Origin of the sequence: Dryocola sharpae (assembly GCF_051307055.1) — a bacterium.
GTDB lineage: Bacteria > Pseudomonadota > Gammaproteobacteria > Enterobacterales > Enterobacteriaceae > Dryocola.
Map to the genome: position 1 here is coordinate 2,465,266 of NZ_CP149994.1, position 23,557 is coordinate 2,488,822.

General features: G+C 54.3%; 24 protein-coding genes and 1 riboswitch. Of the genes, 12 read left to right on the plus strand and 12 right to left on the minus strand.

Annotated features, from left to right (window positions below; all coding sequences use genetic code 11):
• Window positions 1-56 precede the first annotated feature (56 nt).
• Window positions 57-401, plus strand: coding sequence for a RidA family protein (locus WLO31_RS11785; RefSeq protein ID WP_435926786.1), 345 nt, complete (start codon window positions 57-59; stop codon window positions 399-401).
• An 84-nt stretch (window positions 402-485) separates the two neighbouring features.
• On the opposite strand, the gene WLO31_RS11790 is transcribed toward WLO31_RS11785, so the two are convergent.
• Window positions 486-731, minus strand: coding sequence for a YoaH family protein (locus WLO31_RS11790; protein WP_435926787.1), 246 nt, complete (start codon window positions 729-731; stop codon window positions 486-488).
• 107 nt (window positions 732-838) lie between these two features.
• On the opposite strand from WLO31_RS11790, the gene pabB reads away from it, so the two are divergent.
• The 4 genes from pabB (at window position 839) to WLO31_RS11810 (ending at window position 6,088) form a co-directional block, all read left to right on the plus strand.
• Entirely contained in the window at window positions 839-2,200 is a 1,362-nt protein-coding gene (gene pabB, locus WLO31_RS11795) for an aminodeoxychorismate synthase component 1 (protein WP_435926788.1), read from the plus strand.
• A gap of 3 nt (window positions 2,201-2,203) precedes the next feature.
• Window positions 2,204-2,782 (plus strand): CoA pyrophosphatase, encoded by a 579-nt coding sequence (locus tag WLO31_RS11800; RefSeq protein ID WP_435926789.1) that lies wholly within the window; start codon window positions 2,204-2,206, stop codon window positions 2,780-2,782.
• Between the two features lie 200 nt (window positions 2,783-2,982).
• Window positions 2,983-4,347: an L-serine ammonia-lyase gene (gene sdaA, locus WLO31_RS11805; RefSeq protein ID WP_435926790.1), complete on the plus strand. Its 1,365-nt coding sequence runs from the start codon at window positions 2,983-2,985 to the stop codon at window positions 4,345-4,347.
• A 142-nt stretch (window positions 4,348-4,489) separates the two neighbouring features.
• Window positions 4,490-6,088, plus strand: a complete 1,599-nt coding sequence (locus tag WLO31_RS11810) for an EAL domain-containing protein (RefSeq protein WP_435926791.1) — start codon at window positions 4,490-4,492, stop codon at window positions 6,086-6,088.
• Here WLO31_RS11810 and yoaE read toward each other — a convergent pair whose 3' ends face one another.
• Entirely contained in the window at window positions 6,089-7,645 is a 1,557-nt protein-coding gene (yoaE, locus tag WLO31_RS11815) for a CNNM family cation transport protein YoaE (protein WP_435926792.1), read from the minus strand.
• Window positions 7,646-8,088: 443 nt separating this feature from the next.
• Here yoaE and manX point away from each other — a divergent pair, with 443 nt between their 5' ends.
• From manX to mntP, 5 genes are all read left to right on the plus strand, one after another.
• Window positions 8,089-9,051, plus strand: a complete 963-nt coding sequence (manX, locus tag WLO31_RS11820) for a PTS mannose transporter subunit IIAB (protein WP_435926793.1) — start codon at window positions 8,089-8,091, stop codon at window positions 9,049-9,051.
• 74 nt (window positions 9,052-9,125) lie between these two features.
• A complete protein-coding gene (locus tag WLO31_RS11825) occupies window positions 9,126-9,926 on the plus strand; it encodes a PTS mannose/fructose/sorbose transporter subunit IIC (RefSeq protein ID WP_435926794.1) in 801 nt (266 codons plus the stop codon).
• Between the two features lie 12 nt (window positions 9,927-9,938).
• Window positions 9,939-10,793 carry a PTS mannose transporter subunit IID gene (locus WLO31_RS11830; RefSeq protein ID WP_435926795.1) on the plus strand — a complete coding sequence of 285 codons (855 nt, stop codon included), beginning with the start codon at window positions 9,939-9,941 and terminating at the stop codon, window positions 10,791-10,793.
• 63 nt (window positions 10,794-10,856) lie between these two features.
• Complete coding sequence (locus WLO31_RS11835) at window positions 10,857-11,315, plus strand: DUF986 family protein (RefSeq protein ID WP_435926796.1); 459 nt, start codon at window positions 10,857-10,859, stop codon at window positions 11,313-11,315.
• A 197-nt stretch (window positions 11,316-11,512) separates the two neighbouring features.
• A riboswitch (yybP-ykoY riboswitch) is annotated at window positions 11,513-11,686 on the plus strand.
• Window positions 11,687-11,692: 6 nt separating this feature from the next.
• Window positions 11,693-12,259 carry a manganese efflux pump MntP gene (mntP, locus tag WLO31_RS11840; RefSeq protein WP_435926797.1) on the plus strand — a complete coding sequence of 189 codons (567 nt, stop codon included), beginning with the start codon at window positions 11,693-11,695 and terminating at the stop codon, window positions 12,257-12,259.
• Window position 12,260: 1 nt separating this feature from the next.
• Here mntP and rlmA read toward each other — a convergent pair whose 3' ends face one another.
• The 7 genes from rlmA to mgrB all read right to left on the minus strand — a co-directional run bounded on the left by rlmA (window position 12,261) and on the right by mgrB (window position 17,552).
• Window positions 12,261-13,067 carry a 23S rRNA (guanine(745)-N(1))-methyltransferase gene (rlmA, locus tag WLO31_RS11845; RefSeq protein WP_435926798.1) on the minus strand — a complete coding sequence of 269 codons (807 nt, stop codon included), beginning with the start codon at window positions 13,065-13,067 and terminating at the stop codon, window positions 12,261-12,263.
• Between the two features lie 62 nt (window positions 13,068-13,129).
• Entirely contained in the window at window positions 13,130-14,878 is a 1,749-nt protein-coding gene (ftsI, locus tag WLO31_RS11850) for a peptidoglycan glycosyltransferase FtsI (RefSeq protein ID WP_435926799.1), read from the minus strand.
• 230 nt (window positions 14,879-15,108) lie between these two features.
• A complete protein-coding gene (gene cspE, locus WLO31_RS11855; protein ID WP_001062678.1) occupies window positions 15,109-15,318 on the minus strand; it encodes a transcription antiterminator/RNA stability regulator CspE in 210 nt (69 codons plus the stop codon).
• A 12-nt stretch (window positions 15,319-15,330) separates the two neighbouring features.
• The gene (locus tag WLO31_RS11860; protein ID WP_271123094.1) at window positions 15,331-15,474 is read right to left on the minus strand and encodes a DUF2627 domain-containing protein; all 144 of its coding nucleotides are present in this window, start codon (window positions 15,472-15,474) and stop codon (window positions 15,331-15,333) included.
• Between the two features lie 537 nt (window positions 15,475-16,011).
• The gene (locus tag WLO31_RS11865) at window positions 16,012-17,010 is read right to left on the minus strand and encodes an MBL fold metallo-hydrolase (protein ID WP_435926800.1); all 999 of its coding nucleotides are present in this window, start codon (window positions 17,008-17,010) and stop codon (window positions 16,012-16,014) included.
• A gap of 42 nt (window positions 17,011-17,052) precedes the next feature.
• Window positions 17,053-17,334, minus strand: a complete 282-nt coding sequence (locus WLO31_RS11870; protein ID WP_435926801.1) for a YebO family protein — start codon at window positions 17,332-17,334, stop codon at window positions 17,053-17,055.
• Window positions 17,335-17,408: 74 nt separating this feature from the next.
• Window positions 17,409-17,552, minus strand: coding sequence for a PhoP/PhoQ regulator MgrB (gene mgrB, locus WLO31_RS11875; protein WP_435926802.1), 144 nt, complete (start codon window positions 17,550-17,552; stop codon window positions 17,409-17,411).
• Window positions 17,553-17,727: 175 nt separating this feature from the next.
• Here mgrB and WLO31_RS11880 point away from each other — a divergent pair, with 175 nt between their 5' ends.
• Window positions 17,728-17,970 (plus strand): YobH family protein, encoded by a 243-nt coding sequence (locus WLO31_RS11880; protein WP_435926803.1) that lies wholly within the window; start codon window positions 17,728-17,730, stop codon window positions 17,968-17,970.
• A 78-nt stretch (window positions 17,971-18,048) separates the two neighbouring features.
• Here WLO31_RS11880 and kdgR read toward each other — a convergent pair whose 3' ends face one another.
• The gene (gene kdgR / locus WLO31_RS11885; protein ID WP_435926804.1) at window positions 18,049-18,840 is read right to left on the minus strand and encodes a DNA-binding transcriptional regulator KdgR; all 792 of its coding nucleotides are present in this window, start codon (window positions 18,838-18,840) and stop codon (window positions 18,049-18,051) included.
• Between the two features lie 177 nt (window positions 18,841-19,017).
• Here kdgR and WLO31_RS11890 point away from each other — a divergent pair, with 177 nt between their 5' ends.
• Window positions 19,018-20,391 carry an MFS transporter gene (locus WLO31_RS11890; RefSeq protein ID WP_435926805.1) on the plus strand — a complete coding sequence of 458 codons (1,374 nt, stop codon included), beginning with the start codon at window positions 19,018-19,020 and terminating at the stop codon, window positions 20,389-20,391.
• 43 nt (window positions 20,392-20,434) lie between these two features.
• Here WLO31_RS11890 and htpX read toward each other — a convergent pair whose 3' ends face one another.
• Both htpX and prc read right to left on the minus strand, forming a co-directional pair.
• Window positions 20,435-21,316, minus strand: coding sequence for a protease HtpX (htpX, locus tag WLO31_RS11895; protein WP_435926806.1), 882 nt, complete (start codon window positions 21,314-21,316; stop codon window positions 20,435-20,437).
• 191 nt (window positions 21,317-21,507) lie between these two features.
• Window positions 21,508-23,556 carry a carboxy terminal-processing peptidase gene (gene prc / locus WLO31_RS11900; RefSeq protein WP_435926807.1) on the minus strand — a complete coding sequence of 683 codons (2,049 nt, stop codon included), beginning with the start codon at window positions 23,554-23,556 and terminating at the stop codon, window positions 21,508-21,510.
• Window position 23,557 lies beyond the last annotated feature (1 nt).

A 23,557-nucleotide genomic window follows, 5' to 3' on the forward strand; every position in this document is an offset into this window, starting at 1 on the left:
GCCTGCGATTATGGCAGTCTGTTGGCAAAATTAAGTCAGTTGATAAGGAATAAGCCATGAGTATTGTGCGTATCAAACCTGAAGCGCGGATGTCCGATGCGGTTATCCATAACCAGGTGCTCTACTACACCGGCGTGCCGGAAAACCTGGATGCGGACGCCTATGAACAGACCGCTAATACCCTGGCGCAAATCGATGCGTTGTTAGCAGAGCTGGGCAGCGATAAAACACGCATTCTGGACGCCACCCTCTTTTTACCCGACGCGGCCGACTTCGCGGCGATGAACAAAGCCTGGGATGAGTGGGTTGTGGCGGGACAAGCGCCCGTACGCTGCACCGTACAGGCGAAGCTGATGAATCCGCGTTACAGGATTGAGATTAAAATTATCGCGGCGGTGTGATCGATGCAGGTCGGGCGACGCTAAGCTTACCCGACCTACGCAAAACTTGCAGGGTGGATTAGCGTCAGCGCCATCCACCGAAAGTTAGTCGTCTTCCTGCTCTTCGTCCGGCCCGTGGCCGCGATCCTGCTGATACTCCTGAACCTGTTCTTCTTCATCGTCATCTTCAAAACGGGCGACAATCATCTCCCCGGTATGCGATGCGCGGATCTCCGCGGCCACGACGGTAATGGCTTCTCCGCTGCTCATGCCCTGCGACATCAGTTCCTGAATACGCTCTACGGCCTGCTGCTGCTGCTCGTGGGACAGTGCTGGTAAACCTGAAATCATCGTCGACTCCTGTTACATTGCTATATGTTAATGATATTTGTCGCATCAGTTGATGCCTGAAAATCGTTTTTGTGGCAGGCTGACGGCTTTTGGTTCAGGTTGTGGTTATGACGTCGCAAACTCCCGCTTTTCACCCCCTTCCCTGGCAGCCAGACGCTGTTCAACGCTATTTTGCCGCCCTGGCCGATGAGCCCTGGGCGATGCTGCTGCATTCGGGTTTTGCCGATCATCCGCACAGCCGTTTTGATATTCTGGTCGCCCAGCCCCGCGCCACGCTGGTTACCCGCGGCCCGCAAACAGCCTGCACGGTCGATGGCGTCACGTCAGAGCATTCAGACGATCCGCTGGCGTTACTGCAACAGACGCTGGAAAGTTTTGGGCTGAGGCCGCAAACGCATCCGGATTTACCCTTTGCAGGCGGTGCGCTGGGGCTGTTTGGCTACGACCTGGGCCGTCATTTTGAAAAAATCCCGCTGCTGGCGCAAGCCTCGGTGCACACGCCGGACATGGCCGTGGGAATTTATGACTGGGCGCTGATTGCCGACCATCATCAACGGCGGATAACGCTGCTGAGCTGGGGGGATATATCAGCACGCCTGGCGTGGCTGCAGGCGTTGAGCGCGCCGGTCCGTGAGCCGTTCCGCCTGACGAGTTCATGGCAATCCAATATGACTCGCGAGCAGTATGGACGTAATTTCCGCCAGGTACAGGAATATCTTCTCAGCGGCGACTGTTATCAGGTTAACCTCGCCCAGCGCTTTAGCGCTTGCTACGTCGGGGACGAATGGCAGGCGTTTAAAAAGCTTAATGCAGCCAACCGGGCGCCCTTTAGCGCGTTTATCCGTCTGCCGGAGAGCGCGATTTTAAGTCTTTCCCCGGAACGTTTCATCCTGCTTGCAGGTAAAAAGATCCAGACTCGCCCGATTAAAGGAACGTTGCCGCGTCTTGCTGACGCCCGTGAAGATGCGAAACAGGCCGAAAAGCTGGCAGGTTCCCCGAAAGATCGCGCTGAAAATCTGATGATTGTCGATCTGCTGCGCAACGACATTGGCCGGGTCGCCGTTCCCGGCAGCGTGCGCGTGCCGGAGCTGTTTGTGGTTGAGCCGTTCCCGGCGGTGCATCATCTCGTCAGCACTATTACTGCGACCCTGCCTGAAACGCTGCGGGCCACCGACCTGTTACGCGCCTGCTTCCCCGGCGGATCTATTACCGGCGCACCAAAAGTCAGAGCGATGGAAATCATTGAAGTGCTGGAACCGCAACGGCGCAACGCGTGGTGCGGCAGCATCGGCTATATCAGCTTTTGCGGCAATATGGATACCAGCATTACCATCCGCACCATCACCGCAGAGAACGGCAAACTTTATTGCTCCGCAGGGGGCGGCATTGTCGCCGACAGTACTGAAGCGGCGGAATATCAGGAAACTTTTGATAAAGTTAACCGTATCCTTCCTCTGCTGGAGAACTGATGCATGTCCGTTCCTTCCCTGACGCTGAACGAATTTTTATTACGCTTTCAGATGTTACGGCCATCGGGCGCGCGCCCGAGCGGTAATAAACGCCAGGCCGCCGTGCTGGTGCCGATTGTGCGCCGCAAGCAGCCGGGCCTGCTGCTGACGCAGCGTTCGCCGCTGCTTCGCAAGCATCCCGGCCAGGTCGCTTTCCCCGGAGGCGCCGTTGACAGTTCGGACACATCCCTTATCGCCGCGGCCCTGCGTGAAGCGCATGAAGAGGTCGCCATTCCGCCCGATTCAGTAGAGGTTATCGGTATCCTTCCGCCGGTAGACAGCGTGACGGGCTTTCAGGTAACGCCCGTTGTCGGCATTATTCCGGCCAACCTGCCTTATCACGCCTGCGAAGATGAGGTCTCCGCCGTGTTTGAAATGCCGCTAATGGAGGCGCTGCGGCTTGGCCGCTATCACCCGCTGGATATCCATCGCCGCGGCAACGCTCACCGCGTCTGGCTTTCCTGGTATCAACACTATTTCGTCTGGGGAATGACCGCAGGCATTATCCGCGAGCTGGCTTTACAGACAGGCATGGAACCTTGATCACCCTTTTATTCTGCCAAAGAGCCTATATTTAGTAGAGAGTCTTGCTGGAAAGCGGCTGATATTAGGTGTTTTATCATTAATCATTAGTTTAATTCATGTGAATAGTTTACCCAGCCCGGTAATAAATTTTTAAACTAGCGACCAGCCATTTTTTAGCATCATATTTTACGAACGCGGTGCCTCAGAGGAGTTTTAGTGTGATTAGCATATTCGACATGTTCAAAGTCGGCATTGGGCCATCCAGCTCCCATACCGTCGGGCCGATGAAGGCCGGTAAGCAGTTTGTCGACTCGCTTCTCGAACAAGGACTGCTTGAGAGCACCACGCGTATTGCGGTGGACGTCTACGGTTCCCTGTCCTTAACGGGCAAGGGCCACCATACGGATATCGCCATTATTATGGGCCTTGCGGGTAACCGGCCGGACAACGTTGATATCGACGCTATCCCCGGTTTTATCCGCGACGTTGAAGCGCGAGGCCGTTTATGGCTGGCGCAGGGCCGTCACGAAGTCGACTTCCCGAAAGACGACGGCATGCGTTTTAGCAGCGATAACCTGCCGCTGCATGAAAATGGCATGACAATCCATGCTTATAGCGGCGACAAAGAGATCTACAGCAAAACCTACTACTCCATCGGCGGCGGCTTTATCGTTGATGAAGAGCATTTTGGCAAAGAGGCCGTCGATGAGGTCGTCGTGCCTTATTCCTTCAACTCGGCGCAGGAGATGCTTCAGCACTGCAAAGATACCGGCATGTCCCTTTCAGGCGTGATCATGCAGAACGAACTGGCCCTGCACAGCCGCAAAGAGATTGAAGAATATTTCGCCAACGTGTGGAGCACCATGCGCGCCTGCATCGACCGCGGCGTGAATACCGAAGGCGTGCTGCCCGGCCCGCTTCGCGTGCCGCGTCGCGCCTCTGCGCTGCGCCGTATGCTGGTTTCCAGCGATAAACTCTCTAACGATCCGATGAACGTAGTGGACTGGGTCAATATGTTCGCTCTGGCGGTTAACGAAGAGAACGCCGCCGGCGGCCGCGTGGTTACCGCGCCAACTAACGGCGCCTGCGGTATCGTTCCGGCCGTTCTTGCCTATTACGATCACTTTATCGAGTCGGTCAGCCCGGATATCTATATTCGTTACTTCCTGGCTTCGGGCGCCATTGGCGCGCTGTACAAAATGAACGCCTCTATTTCCGGCGCTGAGGTTGGCTGCCAGGGTGAAGTGGGCGTGGCCTGCTCTATGGCCGCCGCTGGTCTTGCCGAAATTCTGGGCGCGAGTCCGGAGCAGGTTTGCGTCGCCGCAGAAATCGGCATGGAGCATAACCTGGGTTTGACCTGCGACCCGGTTGCGGGCCAGGTGCAGGTGCCCTGCATCGAACGTAACGCGATTGCGTCAGTTAAAGCGATTAACGCTACCCGCATGGCGATGCGCCGTACCAGCGAACCTCGCGTTTCGCTCGATAAGGTTATCGAGACGATGTACGAAACGGGCAAAGATATGAACGCAAAATACCGCGAAACCTCGCGCGGCGGCCTGGCCATAAAAGTCCAGTGCGACTGATTTATGACGGCGCCTTCTCCGGCGCCGTTTTTTTACTTTAAAGAAGCCGAGCTACTTTCTCGTTGTAACCCCATTCCCCCACTACACTTTTAATGTCCTGCGTGCTGCTTCTGGCCGCGGTGTTGAGCAAAGGTGACCAAGGATGCAGACCGCGCAACGTATCGTTAAGAGGTATCGGCGCAGACGTTTTATTGTCTGTGCTGCTATGGCCGTGCTGGTGCTCTTCCTGACGCTTATCGTGCGGTACGTCGCTGAACGCAAACTCAACGAGCAGCGAACGCTGACCTTTAACGCTCGGGCTATCGCCACGCTGGAGAGCGTTCTTGCTCCGCTGAATGACGTCAGCGCGGATGTGCTCCAGCTTGTCGGCACGCCCTGCGAAGCCGCACAGCTCAGCATACGTGAGCTGGCAGCCCGGATGCAGACCGTAAGATCCATCGCCCTGATTAAAGACGGGGTGCTGTATTGCTCAAGCATTTTTGGCCCCCGGAACGTTCCTGTTTCACAGCTTCAACCTCGCCTGCCTGCCTCCTCGCCGCTGCTGCTGCTTTCTACTGACCGTTCATTGCTTAAAGGCTCCCCCGTGCTGGTTGCCTGGCATCCGCTGGACAACGGCAGCCGCGATGGCGTGATGGAGGTGATAAACATTGAGATGCTGACAGGCCTGTTGCTTGAACCCCAGCGGCCCTGGGTGACCCGTGCCGTGCTCAACGTGGCCGGCTCGCATCTGGAGCACGGCAAAGGTTTGCTTACCCAGGTGAACGTTGAGCGCGGGCTGGCCAGCCAGCAAATGGCTTCGGAGAAATTTCCGTTTTCCATTACCACCATTGGCCCGTCTGCCGGTGACTTGGCGTTAAAAAACCTGCCCGGGCAGCTTCCTCTGGCGCTGATCCTCAGCATGCTTATCGGCTATATCACCTGGCTTGCCACGGCAAACCGCATGAGTTTTTCCTGGGAGATTAACCTCGGCCTTGCGTCAAGGGAGTTTGAAGTCTTCTGTCAGCCGCTGATGAATGCGCGAAATCTGCAATGTGTAGGCGTGGAGTTGCTGCTGCGCTGGAACAACCCGCGCCAGGGCTGGATCTCGCCTGATGTCTTTATTCCTCTGGCAGAACAACAGAATTTAATCGCGCCGTTAACGCGCTTCGTGCTGGATGAAACGGTGCGGTATCTGGATATATTTCCGAAATCACGCGATTTCCATATCGGCATTAACGTAGCGGCCAGCCACTTCCACAACGGCGAAATTATTGACGACTTGAAGCGCCACTGGTTCCCGTCGCTGGCCGTTCAGCAGCTCGTGCTGGAGTTAACCGAACGTGATGCGCTGCCGGATGTCGACTATCGCGTGGTGCGGGATTTGCACGGGCTGGGGGTCGAGCTGGCGATTGATGATTTCGGCACCGGGCAAAGCTCGCTGACCTATCTTGAAACGCTAAATCCTGACGTGCTGAAAATTGATAAATCATTCACGGCAGCTATTGGTACAGATGCGGTGAACTCAACGGTGACGGATATTATCATCTCGCTGGCGCAGCGCCTGGGGATCGATCTGGTGGCGGAAGGCGTGGAAACACCGCAGCAGGCAGAGTATCTGCGCCACCACGGCGTCAATATTTTGCAAGGCTATTTGTACGCGCGGCCCATGCCGTTAAACGAGTTTCCGCTCTGGCTTGAGGGGCGCGCTCTGCCGCCCCTTCACCCTAACGGTCAGGCTATTCCGCTGTTGCCGCTGCGCTGATTACTCTTCTTCATGATGGGGATCGCGCTCTTTTACGACGCGAACCAGGTCCACGCGGTAATCGTTCGCTTCCACAATCTGGACGCTCAGCGGGGCAATTTCAATCACATCGCCCTGTTTCGGGATCTGGCCGTTAACCGCGATCAGCAGACCCGCGATAGAGGCGATATCCTCTTCGTCATTGACCAGGGTATTGATATCCAGGTGCTGCTGCAGGGCGTGCAGATCGGTCGAGCCTTTCACCAGCCAGCCGTCGCCGTCACGAACAATTTCCGGCGTTTCATCGGCGTCCGGGAACTCCCCGGCGATAGCTTCCAGCACGTCAAGCGGCGTGACCAGGCCTTGCACCACGCCAAACTCGTTGTTGACGATAACAAAGCTACCGCGCGCGCGGCGCAGTACGCCCAGCAGGTTGATGGGGTCCAGCGTTTCCGGCACCACGATGACCGGCGTCCGGGAAGCAATGGCCGTCACGTCCACGCCTTTGTCGAGCGCCACCAGCAATTCTTTGGCGCGCACAATGCCGATGATTTCATCCAGCTCGCCGCGACACACCGGGAACAGGCTGTGTGGAGATTCCAGCAGCTGCTCGCGGATCTCTTCAACAGATTTATGCGCATCTACCCAGGAAATTTCACCGCGTGGCGTCATGATGCTGCGTAATGAACGCGAGGCCAGCGTCAGCACGCCGTTAATCATGTAGCGCTCTTCGGCCGCAAAGGCTTCCGCCTCAATCGGCGTAATGGTTTTGCTTTCGTCACGCTCGACGCGCTGCTGACGCTTACCGTTCATCAGGCGCAGGATCGCATCGGCGGTACGGGCACGCAGCGGAACATTTGACTGATGACGAATAAAGTTATGCCGCGCAATCTGGTTGAACAGCTCGATAATGATGGAGAAGCCGATAGCCGCATACAGATAGCCTTTCGGAATATGGAAGCCGAAACCTTCTGCCACAAGGCTAAGACCAATCATCAACAGGAAGCTAAGGCAAAGCACCACCACCGTAGGATGCTGGTTGACGAAGTTCGTCAGCGGCCTTGAGGCCAGCAGCATCACCCCCATCGCAATAACGACCGCCGCCATCATCACCGGCAGGTGATTGACCATGCCCACAGCGGTAATAACCGCGTCAAGGGAGAACACCGCGTCCAGCACTACAATCTGCAGCACGACGACCCAGAAGCTGGCATAGCCTTTGCCGTGTCCGTCGCCATGCTGGCGGTTTTCCAGGCGCTCGTGCAGTTCCGTCGTGGCTTTAAACAGCAGGAAGATACCCCCGACCAGCATGATCAGGTCGCGCCCCGAGAAGGCTTTATCCATTACGCTGAACAGCGGTTGGGTGAGCGTCACCATCCATGAGATTAACGACAGCAAACCGAGTCGCATGATCAGAGCAAAGGATAAACCGATAATTCGGGCTTTATCCCGCTGTTTTGGCGGCAGTTTATCCGCAAGGATGGCGATAAATACCAGGTTATCGATACCCAGTACGATCTCCAGCACGACCAGCGTCAGCAAGCCCACCCAAATCTGGGGGTCCATTAAGAATTCCATGACGGGCTCCTGCAGGCGGAATGGCTAAAGGGCACCCCACGATTCGCGGGCGCGATACTTTGACTGGAATGGATAAACGGACGGGAGATGTCGCGTTGCTGGACTGAGGCTTCAGTCCGGAAAGTGAAAAGACGTCGGTGACGGTCCATACGGTGGGCTACAGCCCTTTACTCCTTAGTAATTAAACAAGAGCTCAACAATATCAGAGCAAAAGCGCCTTTTGCAAAGATTTACCTCTCTTTGCAATTTTTTTGCAACCTGCAGCGGCCATATTTTGCTCTGTAACTAGCTGAAAGCGTAACAAAGCTAATTTACGGATGTGCATCACATAAATTATTTTTTCACTGTCTAAAATAATTCAGGTAAATGGTTCAACTTTTCTTAACCCTTTATCTGAATCGATTCAAATCATCGGGGCAGATGTAAAACACAGGAGGTAGCGGGTGACTATTGCTATTGTCATAGGCACGCACGGCTGGGCGGCGGAGCAACTGCTGAAAACCGCCGAAATGCTATTAGGCGAACAAGAAAACGTTGGCTGGATAGATTTCGTCCCCGGTGAAAATGCCGAAACGTTAATTGAAAAATACAACGCGCAGCTGGCCAGCCTTGAGACCGGTGAAGGCGTGCTGTTTCTCGTCGATACCTGGGGCGGCAGCCCTTTCAATGCGGCTAGCCGTATTGTCGTCGATAAAGAGCATTACGAGGTCGTGGCCGGCGTCAATATTCCGATGCTGGTCGAGACGCTGATGGCGCGCGATGACAAGCCCACTTTTGATGAGCTGGTGGCGCTGGCGGTAGAAACGGGCCGCGAAGGCGTTAAGGCCCTGAAGGCTAAGCCCGCTGAAAAAGCAGCCCCTGCCGCACCAGCACCAAAAGCCGCGGCGCCGGCTAAGCCAATGGGTCCGAACGACTATATGAATATCGGTCTTGCACGTATCGATGACCGTTTAATTCATGGCCAGGTCGCCACCCGCTGGACGAAAGAGACCAACGTAACCCGCATTATCGTCGTCAGCGACGAAGTGGCAGCCGATACCGTAAGAAAGACGCTGCTGACGCAGGTTGCTCCTCCAGGCGTTACCGCACACGTGGTGGACGTCGCCAAAATGATCCGCGTCTATAACAACCCGAAATATGCAGGCGATCGGGTGATGCTGCTCTTTACGAACCCGACCGACGTCGAGCGCGTCGTAGAAGGCGGCGTGAAGATCGCTTCTGTCAATATCGGCGGGATGGCGTTCCGCCAGGGTAAAACCCAGGTTAATAACGCTATTTCAGTCGATGAAAAAGATATTGCGGCCTTTAAGAAACTGAACGAGCGCGGCATTGAGCTTGAAGCCCGTAAAGTCTCTACCGATCAAAAACTGAAAATGATGGATCTGATCGCGAAGGTGAAAAGCTAAACGCTGCCGGATTTGCCTGATTCTACGTTTTGCTCAGTATTTACACTTAAGTCACACGTTTAAGGAGAAGTACAATGGAGATTACCACTCTTCAGATTGTGCTGGTGTTCATCGTAGCCTGTATTGCCGGTATGGAATCGGTGCTTGATGAATTTCAGTTCCACCGTCCGCTTGTCGCCTGTACGCTTATTGGTCTCGTTCTGGGCGATATGAAAACCGGTATTATTATCGGCGGTACGCTCGAAATGATCGCCCTGGGCTGGATGAACATCGGTGCCGCGGTAGCGCCCGACGCCGCCCTCGCATCCATTATTTCAACCATTCTGGTTATAGCCGGACATCAGGGCATCGGCTCCGGTATCGCCCTGGCTATCCCGCTGGCCGCCGCAGGCCAGGTACTGACCATCATCGTTCGTACTATTACCGTTGGTTTCCAGCACGCGGCGGATAAAGCTGCCGAAAATGGCAACCTTACGGCGCTCTCCTGGATCCACGTCTCCTCTTTGTTCCTGCAGGCGATGCGTATCGCCATCCCGGCGGTTATCGTTGCCATTTCAGTGGGCACCAGTGAAGTGCAGAACATGCTGAACGCCATTCCTGAAGTGGTAACCAGCGGCCTGAACATCGCCGGCGGCATGATTGTCGTGGTTGGTTACGCCATGGTTATCAACATGATGCGTGCGGGCTACCTGATGCCGTTCTTCTATCTGGGCTTCGTGACCGCCGCGTTTACCGACTTTAACCTCGTCGCTCTGGGCGTGATTGGCGCAGTGATGGCCATCCTCTATATCCAGCTGAGTCCGAAATACAACCGTTCCGCTGCCGCCACGGCGCCGGCTGCTGGTGCTAACGATCTCGATAACGAATTAGATTAATAGGTGAGCGAAATGGTTGATACCACCAAAACAACGACTACCGAGAAGAAACTTACCGCGGGCGATATTCGTGGCGTGTTCATACGTTCAAACCTCTTCCAGGGGTCATGGAACTTCGAACGTATGCAGGCGCTGGGCTTCTGCTTCTCTATGATCCCGGCCATCAGACGCCTCTACCCTGAGAACAACGACGCGCGCAAACAGGCGATTAAACGACACCTGGAGTTCTTTAACACCCATCCGTACGTTGCAGCGCCAGTGCTGGGCGTTACGCTTGCGATGGAAGAGCAGCGTGCGAACGGCGCGGAAATCGACGACGGCGCCATTAACGGCATCAAAGTTGGTCTGATGGGGCCGCTGGCAGGCGTGGGCGACCCCATCTTCTGGGGCACCGTGCGTCCTGTATTCGCAGCGCTGGGCGCCGGGATTGCCATGAGCGGCAGCCTGCTGGGTCCGCTGCTGTTCTTTATCCTGTTTAACGCCGTGCGTTTGCTGACCCGCTACTATGGTGTGGCATACGGCTACCGTAAAGGTATTGATATCGTTAAGGATATGGGCGGCGGCTTCCTGCAGAAACTGACCGAGGGGGCGTCTATTCTCGGCCTCTTTGTCATGGGGGCGCTGGTCAACAAGTGGACGCACGTTAACATACCGCTGGTGGTGTCAAGAATTACCGACCAGACCGGCGCGGTTAAAGTCACGACCGTGCAAACTATCCTCGATCAGCTGATGCCGGGCCTGGTGCCGCTGCTGCTCACCTTCGCCTGTATGTGGCTGCTGCGTAAGAAAGTCAATGCGCTGTGGATAATCATGGGCTTCTTCGTCATCGGCATTGTCGGTTATGCTATCGGCCTGCTGGGCCTGTAAGTAAGCTGCTGTGCAAACCGGGGCCCTGCCCCGGTTTTTTATCGATTGAAAACGGAAGGTGTTATGACGTTAACGGATGTCGTACTGCTGGTGTTTATCGCTTTGCTGCTCGGCTGGGCGATCTACGACGAATTTATAATGGATAAGATGAAAGGCCAAACCCGGCTGGCCATCACCCTGCTGCGCCGAAACCGCATCGACAGCGCCATCTTTGTTTTTCTGGTCGGGATCCTCATCTACAACAACGTCACCACAAACGGGACAGCGATAACCACATGGTTATTATCCGCGCTGGCGCTGGTTGCCTTTTATCTGTCGTGGATTCGCCAGCCTAAATTGTTGTTCAAAAATGAGGGTTTTTTCTTTGCCGGCGTCTGGATCCGCTATTCCCGCATCAAAGAGATGAATTTATCTGAAGACGGCGTGCTGGTGATGCAATTAGAGCAGCGGCGCCTGCTTATTCGCGTCCGGAATATAGAGGATCTGGAAAGGATTTATAAACTTCTTGTTGCCAGTCAATAGGTTAAAAATATAGCAATATCTATATTTTTTAACCAGCCTGCCGAATTAAAAACATAGCTTAGGCTATTTTCGGTTATTCTCTGTGCTTATTTATTAACGTTTTGATAACTTTTATAATTAAATGCAAATTGTTATCATTGGCGGCATCAGCGGTTAATAGCAATTATTGTTTTATCTTCAAAAAATATGTTAAGGTTGCGCCCGTCGTTGGGGAGTAGCCGATTTTCACAGCAGTGAAAATGTACATGTCAACATACTCGTTCTAAGAACGTGGCGTGTACGACTCAGGTATGAGTAGGCGAGACCATAGGCACGTAACCATCGAACGTTGGGGATGGATGACGTGTATATGGATGTTACCCAACTGAGGCGCTGTAATGACTCTCTCCGCAACTCTCCTTCTCGCATTTGGCATGTCGATGGATGCTTTCGCCGCATCGATCGGTAAAGGTGCCTCGCTTCACAAACCCAGATTTTCAGAGGCGCTCCGCACGGGCCTTATTTTCGGCATCATTGAAACCCTCACTCCGCTTATCGGCTGGTGTCTTGGTCTGCTGGCAAGCCAGATCGTGCTGGAATGGAACCATTGGGTAGCCTTTATTCTGCTGGTTTTTCTTGGCGGAAGAATGCTTCTCGAGGGCGTGCGGGGCGGCGATGCAGAAGATGCGCCGAAGCTGCAGCGCCACGGCTTCTGGCTTTTAGTCACCACCGCCATTGCCACCAGCCTGGACGCCATGGCGGTTGGGGTAGGCCTGGCATTTCTGAAAGTGAACATCATCGAAACCGCGCTGGCGATTGGCTGCGCCACGATGATAATGTCCACGCTGGGAATGATGGTTGGCCGCTTTATCGGCCCGATGCTGGGCAAACGCGCCGAGATCCTCGGCGGCCTGGTGTTAATCGGCATTGGCTGCCAGATTCTGTACAGCCATTTTTACCCTTAAGCTATCCCTCGCGTCGCCAGATCCGCACCACAAAATCGGTTTCACAGGCAAACGCCTTTTCTGCTTTCAGCGCCTCCCACACTTCCGGACGCGCGCGCCAGGCAAACGGCGTCATTTGCAGCAGCGCCACCGCTTCTTCTCCCTGCAGCGCCATTGGCCAGCCAATCTGGCTGCTCTGCTCCTGCGTAAAGCCGGGCAGCGATTCAGTCTCTTCCGAATGCAGTAAAACTTCCTGATAGATTAACCCTTTTAGCTGCATCAGATGGCGCGGGCCGGGGGTGGCGGTAATAACCACGCCGCCAGGTTTGACCACGCGCGCCAGCTCCCCGGCCTTGCACGGGGCAAAAATTCGAACCACGGCATCCAGGCTGCCGTCAGCAAACGGCAGACGATGGCTGGAAGCGACGCAAAAATGTACCTGTGGGTAGCGCTTAGCCGCATAGCGAATCGCTACTTTTGAAACATCCAGCCCCCAGATATTTCCCGTCAACCCTGTTAACGTTCCGGCAAATCCAGCGGTGTAATACCCTTCCCCACAGCCGATATCCAGCAGCGTTTCAGGCGCGAACCGGATCAGCATCTGGCAGATAGCATCGCGCAGCGGTTGGTAATGTCCCGCATCAAGAAATGCCCGGCGGGCCTGCATCATCTCCGCGCTGTCACCCGGATCTCTGGAATGCTTATGCTGTACCGGCAGCAGATTCACGTAGCCTTCTTTCGCCCTGTCGAACTGGTGTCCCTGCGGACAGATAAAGCTTTTTTCCTGAGCGGCAAGCGGGGAATGGCAAAGGGGGCAGAGATAGGACATGGTGACTCCGGGTAGCTATCGAGGGCGCAAGTGTAACGCTTACGCCCCGCCGCGAAAAGCGGCTACGGCGCCGGAGTCCTCTCCTGCGCCTTATGCATCAGCACCAGATGCTCGTCCCCCGGCGGTAAACCATCCGGCTCAACGTTTTCCAGGCGCAGCACATCACTCATGATCTGGCTAAACACCGGCGCCGACACCGCCCCGCCGTAATAGGCCCCGTTGGAGGGATCGTTAATAACCACGGCCAACGCAAAGCGAGGATGGCTGGCGGGCGCGACGCCGGCGGTATAGGCAATATATTTATCGATATATTTGCCGTCATCACCAATTTTTTTCGCCGTCCCGGTTTTAACCGCCACGCGATAGCCGCGCACGGCAGCTTTGGTGCCTCCGCCGCCCGGCAGCGCCACGCTTTCCATCATATGTTCAACCTGATGAGCGATCTGCGCGGATATCACACGTTTCCCGACAACCGGCGGATCGACTCGCGTAATGGATAACGGCCTGAAAATGCCATAGCTTCCGATGGTGGCGTACACGTGCGCTAGCTGCAGCGGGGTCACCATCAATCCATAGCCAAATGAGAACGTTGCGCGATCCAACTCTCCCCAGCGCTGCCGGTGCGGCAGTAGGCCGCTGCTCTCTCCCGTCAGGCCCAGGCCCGTGGACGCGCCAAAACCAAAGCTTTTATAGGTATCCAGCAGAGCCTGAATCGGCATCGCAAGCGACAGTCGGGAGACCCCGGTATCGCTGGATTTTTGTAAGATGCCGGTTAGCGTTAATTGTGGGTAATACCCTACATCGCGGATCCTGTGCCCGTCCAGCGTGTAGGGATGCGTGTCCACCACGCTATCCGGCTGCACGATCCCCTGCTTCAGGGCGGTCATAATAACCATAGGCTTAACCGTAGAGCCGGGCTCAAAGGTGTCGCTGATGGCGCGATTGCGGAAATCCTCTGAGGTTGCCCCGTCGCGATTATTCGGATTAAAAGTCGGGTAACTGGCCATCGCCAGCACTTCACCGGTATTCACATCAACGATCGCCGCAGCGCCAGACTGCGCTTTATTCCAGGATACCGCATTGCCCAGCGCATCTTCCGTCACCGTCTGCAGGCGCTCATCAATACTCAGCATAATGTTATGCGCAGGTTTCGGCGGCGTCTCGGTAATATTCTCAATCACGCGGCCATAGCGATCTTTACGTACCAGACGCTCGCCCGGCGCACCGGTTAGCTGACGGTCAAAACTCTTTTCAACGCCCTCGATACCCCGATCGTCGATATTGGTGAATCCCAGCAAATTCGCGGCCACATGCCCGGCTGGATAAAACCGGCGGGATTCTTCCCGCAGCGAAATCCCGACAATATTTAATTTGTCGATCCAGGCCGCCTGTTGCGGTTCAAGCTGGCGAGCAAGGTAGATGAAGCGGCTGCGCGCGTTATGATGAATGCGCGCAGCGATTTCACTCAACGGCGTATGGAGCGCGTTTGCGAGCGCCTGCCAGCGGCGGTCGAACTGGACGCCGCCCTTCTCCATAATGACTTTCGGGTCGGCCCAGACCGCTTCGACCGGCACGCTCACCGCCAGCGGACGGCCGTCGCGGTCCTGTATCATGCCGCGCGGCACCATAATGGTTTTTTCGCGCAGGGACCGCATGTCTTCCTGCCTGACCAGCTTATCGGGGGAGATAATCTGTAACCAGGCCACCCGGCCAAGCAAAAAAATCAGGCTTAGCAGGATCGCCAGACAAAGCACTCCAAAACGCCACTGGATAAAATTGCCCACCAACGCCGGGGTAATTTTCCTCACCATCAATCCTTATTAAAACTTAAGCGATTGAAAATTTAAGCAGACTTTCGCCGGGGCACGTGCGCAAACAGTGCTACATCCTTCGCAGGAGTGCAACAAGAGGCAACGCCGGGTGGGTTTTGGTAATACTTTGAAAGGTATTGATTTTATTTCAACCATTAAAAAGCCCCGCTGCAAGAGCGAGGCTTTTAACTCAATTAGGCGTTTTGGCGCCTGAGCCTAATTCAGCTGAATTAGATGGCAGTCACGTTAACTGCAGCAGGGCCTTTCTGGCCGTCCTGGATTTCGAACTCAACGTTCTGGCCTTCAGCCAGAGTTTTGAAGCCGTTACCCTGGATTGCAGAGAAGTGTACGAACACATCTTTGCTGCCGTCAGCAGGAGTAATGAAACCAAAACCTTTAGACTCGTTGAACCACTTAACTTGACCTTTAATCTTTGCCATTTTGCAAATTCCTTAGATTGTTTTCTTCGCCCGCAGGCATAACTTAGATAAAACAGAGACGTTACTGCTTGAGGCACTAATATAAGGCTCGGCAGAGAAGCGGTATTCAACGACAACGTGTTTACTCAGGACTTCTTTACTGAAAATGCCACACATAAACAGAACTGTACCTCGTTTAACCCAAAGTGTTATCACATACAACGTAAACAATGGCAAGCCATTTTTAAGCACGTATCGATCTGCCGCACAGATTCCAGAAACTGTACATTTGCCGGTGAAAAACAAACGTACGGTTAATGAATAAAACACTTCACAAGCTCGCGCCTGCCGTCGTGCCTGCAACAGCAAGATTCGGACAACTTTTTTACCATAGCTCAAAGACTTCACTTCGTCCAGGCGAAGTCCTGAAAAGGCGCCTGCTCCCGCACTATACTTATGCTAATTACTGCATAAATATGCAAAAAATGAGCAATACAAAGCGGGCCTTTTCATTAGCGGGTTAAAAATTTTTCAAGCACAAGCCAAATAGAATAAAGCTTGCACAGTTACCCGCTATTAATATGCAAAAATAATGAAACTTTAATGACGTTGCGCCCGCCGGGAGGCAATAAAAACGTTTCGCTATAATATATTTCACAAAACGAGGAGCTGATTTTTCAGTTAAATAAAAAATTCATATCGCAATAATACCTGTTACTTATTTTTAAATAAGCTCGCGCTTTGTCCAATGATGAACGGCGTAAAGCTTTTTGACTGCTCGCCTGCGGCCGAGAGAGCCGCAAGCAGCTCCTGCGGCGGCTGATCCAACGACTCATCAGCAAGCTCAAATACTCCCCAGTGAATGGGGATCGTCATAGGCCTGCCAATCTGCTGCCATAAGGTAACGGCCTGTTGGGGGTCCATATGGTGATCGCCCATAAACCAGCGCGGTGCGTAGGCGCCAATCGGGATAGCGGCAGCGTCGAGCGGGCCTAAACGCAGCGCAATGTCCGCAAGATCGCTTGTAAAGCCGGTATCGCCGCTAAACCAGAAGCGTAGCCGCGCTGTTTCAATGACCCAGCCACACCACAGGCTGCGATTGCGATCCCATAACGATCTCATGCTCCAGTGCTGCGCCGGGACGGCGGTAATAGTCATCCCTTTCCAGGTTAGCGCCTGCCACCAGTCGAGCTCGGCCACATGGCGAATGCCTCGCTTTGTAAACCAGCTCTTTAGCCCCAGCGGCACGAAGAAGCGTGCGTCGGGGAAGCGCCTGGCAATCTGGCGCACCGTCGCGCTATCAAGATGATCGTAGTGATTGTGGGAGATTAGCACCGCATCAAGCTGGGGAAGTTCGTTGATGCTAAGCGAAACCGGCGTTTTACGCAGAGGGCCGGCAAAAGAGACCGGAGAAGCGCGCCGGGAGAAAACCGGGTCGGTGAGCAGATATTGCCCTTGCAAACGTAAAAGCAAACTGGCGTGTCCCAGCCACCAGACACGCTCGTCATCGCCGCTCACCTGGGCTTTTTGCCACCAGCGTTCAATAAAAGCCGGATAGCCGCCGGACGGAGGATGCGGTAGCCCCTGCGCCTTTCTTTCTTCACGCCAGCGCTTAACGTCACCCGGCTGACGTTTCAGAGAGTGCAGGTTGCGAAAACCGTCGGGGAGATGGTGTGGCAGCCCGGGATCGAACCAGGGATTTTTCCACGGCATACCGGCTCCTGAAAGAAAAACAGTACAGCACCCGGCAGAGCGTTACCGCTCTGCGACCAGACGGACAAAATCGTCCTCTTCAGCTTCATCTGCCGCCGCCGTCGCTTTTTTCTCTGCTTCCGGCTCGTTTGCTTCACACAAACGGCGCAGCAGAGCGTTCTGGCGCTTTTGCTGATCGAGCAGTTCTTCAAGCAGGGCGATTTGTTCATTGGCACGGCTGCTGGCGCGATTAACAAAGAACCACAGTATCAGACCAATCAACAACACAACCAGGGAGACTGCCAGAGAGGCAATGTTAAAAATGCCAACGTTCAGTTCGTTCATCTTACCACCTCAACAAAACGCGTATTCTACACCTGCCCGGGCGCAAGAAAATCACCACGACGATTAAAAATATTCTACCAGGGGATAAATTTATTGATTGTGCAGATGCCGCTGAAAAATTGTACATCCTGATCGCACAGTACATTGACCATTTGGGTCCACAGAAGCAGGCAGGCGACGACAATCGCCGCCAGGATAACCCATCGGTACTTTTTCACTCATTTCTCCACATCAACCCTAATCTTCTTCCAGCGTAACACCGTTAAATTAAACCTGTCTTAACCAGACTCTCTTAAATGCCGTTGCGCTCAACTATTAGGAATCCTGATATTGTTTATGCAAAACAATTCACTACGCTTAGAAGCAGACTACACAGCAAAAAATGAGGTTTCTATGCGTATGGTGATCCGCGCCGTTATTGTCATCGCGCTTTTGTGGATCGGTTTGCTCTTATCGGGCTATGGCGTTTTGATTGGCAGCAACGAGAATGCCGCAGGCCTGGGTTTACAATGTAAATACTTAACCGCGCGCGAGGTCGTTACGGCCCAGTTCGTTCACACCGATAGCGGAATTATTGGACTCACCAATTGTCCGGTTCTGCGTAAAAGCGCTACCGTCATTGACGACGGTCATTAATTAATCATCCCCTGCCCGGGAGGCAGTTCAGGGATGACAGTAAAAACGCCGCTTTTAGCGGCGTTTTTTTAGCATCAGTCAGAAGGGATATTCGTGATACCCCATCTGTCTGGAGATAGTCCGCGCGGCATCGTGAAGCATCGCCACGTATTCGTGCAAACGGTCTTCCGAGAAACGCAAAGTTGGAAACGAAATACTCAACCCGGCAATGACCACGCCAAAACGATCGAATACGGGTACGCCAATGCAACGCAGCCCTTCTTCCTGTTCCTGATTATCTTCCCCGTAGCCCTGCTCGCGAACCTGGTCCAGCTGCGGAAGCAGCTCTTCGGTGCTCATAATCGTGCGGTCTGTGCTGCGCGTATATTCCACGCCCGCAAGGATCTCTTTCACTTCTTCCCGATCGCGCCACGCCAGCAGCACTTTACCGATTGCGGTGCTGTATAACGGATTGCGGCGCCCCACACGGGAGTACATCCGCAGATTATACATTGAGTCGATTTTATGGATGTAGACAATACTGTCTTCATCCAGCGCGCCTAAGTGAATGGTTTCTTTAGTCAGCCGCGACAGCTCGCGCATCTGAATGTCCGCGCTGCGAATCAAATCAACGTTTTGCAGCGCCCGGGCGCCCAGCTCAAACAGCTTCAGCGTCAGGGAGTACTTCTCAGATTCGCCTTCCTGAGCGACATAGCCCAGCGACTTCATGGTTTGCAAAAAGCGATAGACGGTGCTTTTTGACATCATGACGCGTTGCGAAAGTTCAGTGATGCCAATTTCACGTTCTTCGCCAAGAGCCTGTAAGATGCCAAAAACTTTCAGGACAGAAGAGACAGAATCAGGTTGCTTATCCAGATCTGCGATTGCCATTAATCACCTCGATCGCATGTGTTTTATAAAAATCAGAACCGGTTTTTAGTATAAGTTGACGCCAGGTCTACCGCAATGCATCTATACTATTTCGTTACAAAACTGCGGCATACTGCAGAAATATCAATGCTAGAATCATTGCTCGTAAAATAATACCCATAAAGTCACACTATCTATATGGATACCACCCTCCCCGACGGCCTGCCAACGCCCGCACGCTATGGCGCCATAGTTACCATTGCCCTGGGTATTACCGTTGCGGTGCTTGATGGCACTATTGTTAACGTTGCGCTCCCGACCATTGCCCGCGACCTGAACGCCAGCCCGGCCGCCTCCATTTGGGTGGTGAATAGCTATCAAATCGCCATTATTGTCTCGCTGTTATCCATGTCTTTTTTAGGGGATATTTTTGGTTACCGGCGGGTTTATCAGTGTGGCCTGGCGCTTTTTTGCCTGACATCATTATTCTGCGCCCTCTCCACGTCGCTTCCTGTGCTAACCGTGGCGCGCGTGCTGCAGGGTTTTGGCGGCGCCGCTTTAATGAGCGTAAACACCGCGCTGATCCGGCTTATTTATCCGCAACGTTTTCTCGGGCGCGGCATGGGGATTAACTCCTTTATTGTCGCCGTCTCTTCGGCTGCCGGACCAAGCGTCGCGGCCGCCATACTCTCCGTGGCCTCCTGGCAATGGCTGTTTTTAATAAACCTGCCCATCGGCATTATTGCGCTGCTTTTCGCGCTGCGTTATTTACCGCCGAATCAGCAAAAAGCCCAGGGGCAGCGTTTTGATATTCCGGGCGCCATTATGAATGCCCTGACTTTTGGCCTGCTTATTTCCGCCATTAGCGGCTTCTCACAGGGGCAATCGGGCGCGTTGATAGCCGGTGAGCTGGTCGCGCTGGTTATCGTCGGCTACTTCTTTATTCGTCGCCAGCTGGCTCTGCCGTTCCCGATACTGCCGGTGGATTTGCTGCGTATTCCTGTTTTTTCGCTCTCGATGGCGACTTCCGTCTGTTCATTTACGGCCCAGATGCTGGCGTTTGTTTCTCTTCCCTTTTTCCTGCAGTCCGTACTTGGCCGCAGCGAGGTCGACACCGGCCTGTTGCTGACTCCGTGGCCGCTTGCCACCATGGTGATGGCCCCGCTGGCCGGATATTTAATTGAACGGGTTCACGCGGGCTTATTAGGTGGGCTTGGCCTGGCGGTGATGGCGACAGGCCTGTTCGCCCTGGCTTTGCTGCCGCATAATCCGAGCGATCTGGACATCGTCTGGCGCATGATCCTGTGTGGCGCGGGCTTTGGCCTGTTCCAGTCGCCTAACAACCATACGATTATCTCCGCCGCACCGCGCCACCGCAGCGGCGGCGCCAGCGGTATGCTGGGCACTGCGCGCCTGCTGGGACAAAGCTCAGGGGCCGCGTTGGTGGCGTTGATGTTTAACTTGTTCCACGAGCACGGTACTTATGCCTCCCTTCTGCTGGCGGGCAGCTTTGCCACGCTTGCGGCAATTATCAGCAGCTTACGCCTGTCGCAGCCCCGGGTTCAGGCATAAAAAAAGCGTGCCGCTCGGGGCACGCTTTTTTCATCTTTACCGCTTACTTCAGATATTCACCGTTACGCAGCGCTTCGATACGTTTGTCCAGCGGCGGGTGCGTCATGAACAGCTCGCTCATGGATTTCGCCTTACCGTTAATACAAAACGCCATCATGCTGCTGGCTTCCTGTGGTTCGTAGCTGGTTTTCAGACGCTGAAGCGCCGCGATCATTTTCTCACGGCCAACCAGTTTTGCAGAACCCGCATCGGCGTGGAATTCGCGATGGCGGGAGAACCACATCGTAATAATGCTGGCGAGAATACCAAACACCAGTTCCAGCACCGTCGCAACAGCAAAATAGACCAGCGGGTTGCCGTTGCTGCCTTCGCCTTCGTCACGGTTGCCGGACAGGAAGCCGGAAGCCACCTGAGCGATAATACGGGAAATAAAGATAACGAAGGTGTTTACCACGCCCTGGATTAGCGTCATGGTGACCATGTCGCCGTTGGCGATGTGGCTGATTTCGTGAGCGATCACGGCCTCGGCTTCATCGCGACTCATGTTCTGTAAAAGCCCGGTGCTGACGGCAACCAGTGAAGCATCGCGGCGAGCGCCGGTGGCGAACGCGTTAATATCCGGCGCATGGTAGACGGCGACCTGCGGCATGGCGATGCCCGCCTGCTGCGACTGCCGATGAACGGTCTCCATCAGCCAGCGCTCCGTTTCATTGCGCGGCTGCTCAATCACTTCTCCGCCCACGGAGCGCAATGCCATCCATTTCGACATCAGCAAAGAAACGATTGAACCGCCAAAACCAAACAATACCGCCATGATCATCAGACCAGAAACGCTGCTTGACTGGATCCCCGTCAGGCTTAGCACCAGCCCGAAAACGACCATAACCGCAAGGTTGGTCAGCAGGAAAAGCCCGATACGCATCATAATTTTCTTTTTACCTCGGTTAAAAATACGCACTGTGCGTTACCCCACATCGTAGGGGCAAGCCTGCCATTTTCAAGCATCATTTCGCCACAAGTGGTTAATAATACATAACTTTACATTCTGCAAAGACGCCGCTTACGCGGCCTGAGAGAGGTAAAAAAACGGGCACAATTGTTTGTGCCCGTTGGAGGTTACTTAGCGGCGACGGCTGGCGGCGCCGGCTCGTCTTTTTCCATTTTCGCAAGGTCCAGGGCAATGTGAACCGTTTCATCAAGATACGGATCCGGCTCCTGGTAATCCTTCGCTAAATCGTCCAGTTTTTTCAGCGGCGCTTTGCCCTCGCGCTTGAAGCGGTCGTTAATGCGCGCCAGCCGCGTGGCATCGTCTTCCTGGTTTTCCTTCTCACGCTGGGCAAGATTCAGGGAGACGATGTTGCGTTTCTCTTTCAGGGCATTGAAACGCGCAATGTCCTTCATGATGTACTGGAATTCATGATCGGCCGCGATGCGGTCCTGATGCAGCTTGAGCAACTGCGGTTCAAAAGGTGCCAGATCGCCTGATTTAACGTATTTGGCAGCCTCAATGCTGTCCCACGGCAGGGCGTTATCTTCGAACTTCTCGCCGGATTCGGTCTCTTGTGTGCCGGTTGGCATCATGATATCCGGCGTGACACCTTTACGTTGGGTACTGCCGCCGTTGATGCGGTAGAACTTCTGAATGGTGTACTGCACGGAGCCCAGAGCAGGCCATTCCGGACGCAGCATCTGATCGTAAATGCGATTCAGCGAACGATACTGCTGCACGGTGCCTTTACCGAACGTCGGCTCGCCAACGATCAGCGCGCGGCCATAATCCTGCATGGCGGCGGCAAAGATTTCCGAGGCAGAGGCGCTGAAACGGTCGACCATCACCACCAGCGGGCCTTTGTAGTAAACCACGCCGTCGGTATCGCTATCCTCACGGACTTTACCGTTGTTGTCGCGAACCTGCACCACCGGGCCGCCAGGAATAAACAGGCCGGATAAAGAGACCGCTTCAGTCAGCGCCCCGCCGCCGTTAGAACGCAGATCGATGATCACGCTCTTCACGTTCTGTTTTTCTAGCTTCTGCAGCTGCACCTTGACGTCATCCGTCAGGCCAACGTAGAAGCCAGGAATATCCAGCACGCCGACTTTATCTTTGCCCACGGTTTTCACTGTCAGCTTCACAGCGCGGTCTTCAAGACGAATACGCTCGCGCGTTAACGTGACGATGCGGGTTTTGGTTCCCTTACCGGCAGGCAGGATCTCCAGGCGCACTTTGCTGCCCTTTGGCCCTTTGATCAGCGCAACCACGTCGTCTAAACGCCAGCCGATGACATCAACCATCGCTTTGCCAGTCTGCCCGACGCCAACGATACGATCGCCTACGGTAATCGCCTTGCTTTTCGCCGCCGGGCCGCCCGCTACCATGGAGTTGATGACCGTATAGTCATCGTCCATTTGCAGCACGGCGCCGATGCCCTCAAGCGAGAGGCTCATTTCCGTGTTGAACTGTTCGGTATTGCGTGGGGAGAGATAGTTAGTATGCGGGTCGATTTCATGCGCAAACGCGGTCATCGCCAGAGAGAACACGTCTTCGCTGTTGGACTGCGTCAGACGACGAATCGCAAACTGATAACGCCTGGTCAGCGTTTCGCGAATCTCCTGCTCACTCTTACCGGTCAGCTTCAGGCTGAGCTCGTCATACTTCACCTTGCCGTCCCAGAGCTGGTTTAGCTCAGCAACGCTTGTCGGCCATGGCGATTTACTGCGGTCCAGGTTAAAGGTGTCGTTACCCGTAAAATCCATTGGTTTTTCAAGCACCTTCAACGCGTACTGGTAACGTTCAAAACGGCGCTTTTGACCCAGGTTGTACAAATCGTAAAACAGATCCAGCTTGCCTGAGCGAAGCTCATCGCCAATCTCGCTTTTCCTGGCCGCGAACTGCTCAACGTCGCTGGCAAGCAGCACGTTGTGGCTAAAGTCGAGCAGGTTCAGGTAGCGGGTGAAGATTTTGGCGGAGAAGTTTTGGTCGAGGTCAAACTGGCGGTAATGCGAGCGAGTAAAGCGCGAGGTTACGCGCTCACTCACCGTGGCATGCTGTGCTTCTTCCTTTAACTGCGGGATTTGGTCAGCACGCGTGATGTTCTCAACGGCCAGCGCGCTGCCTGTAAGAAACAACAGGCTAGCGACGGCCGTAAGCTTAAAGAGTTTGTTCATG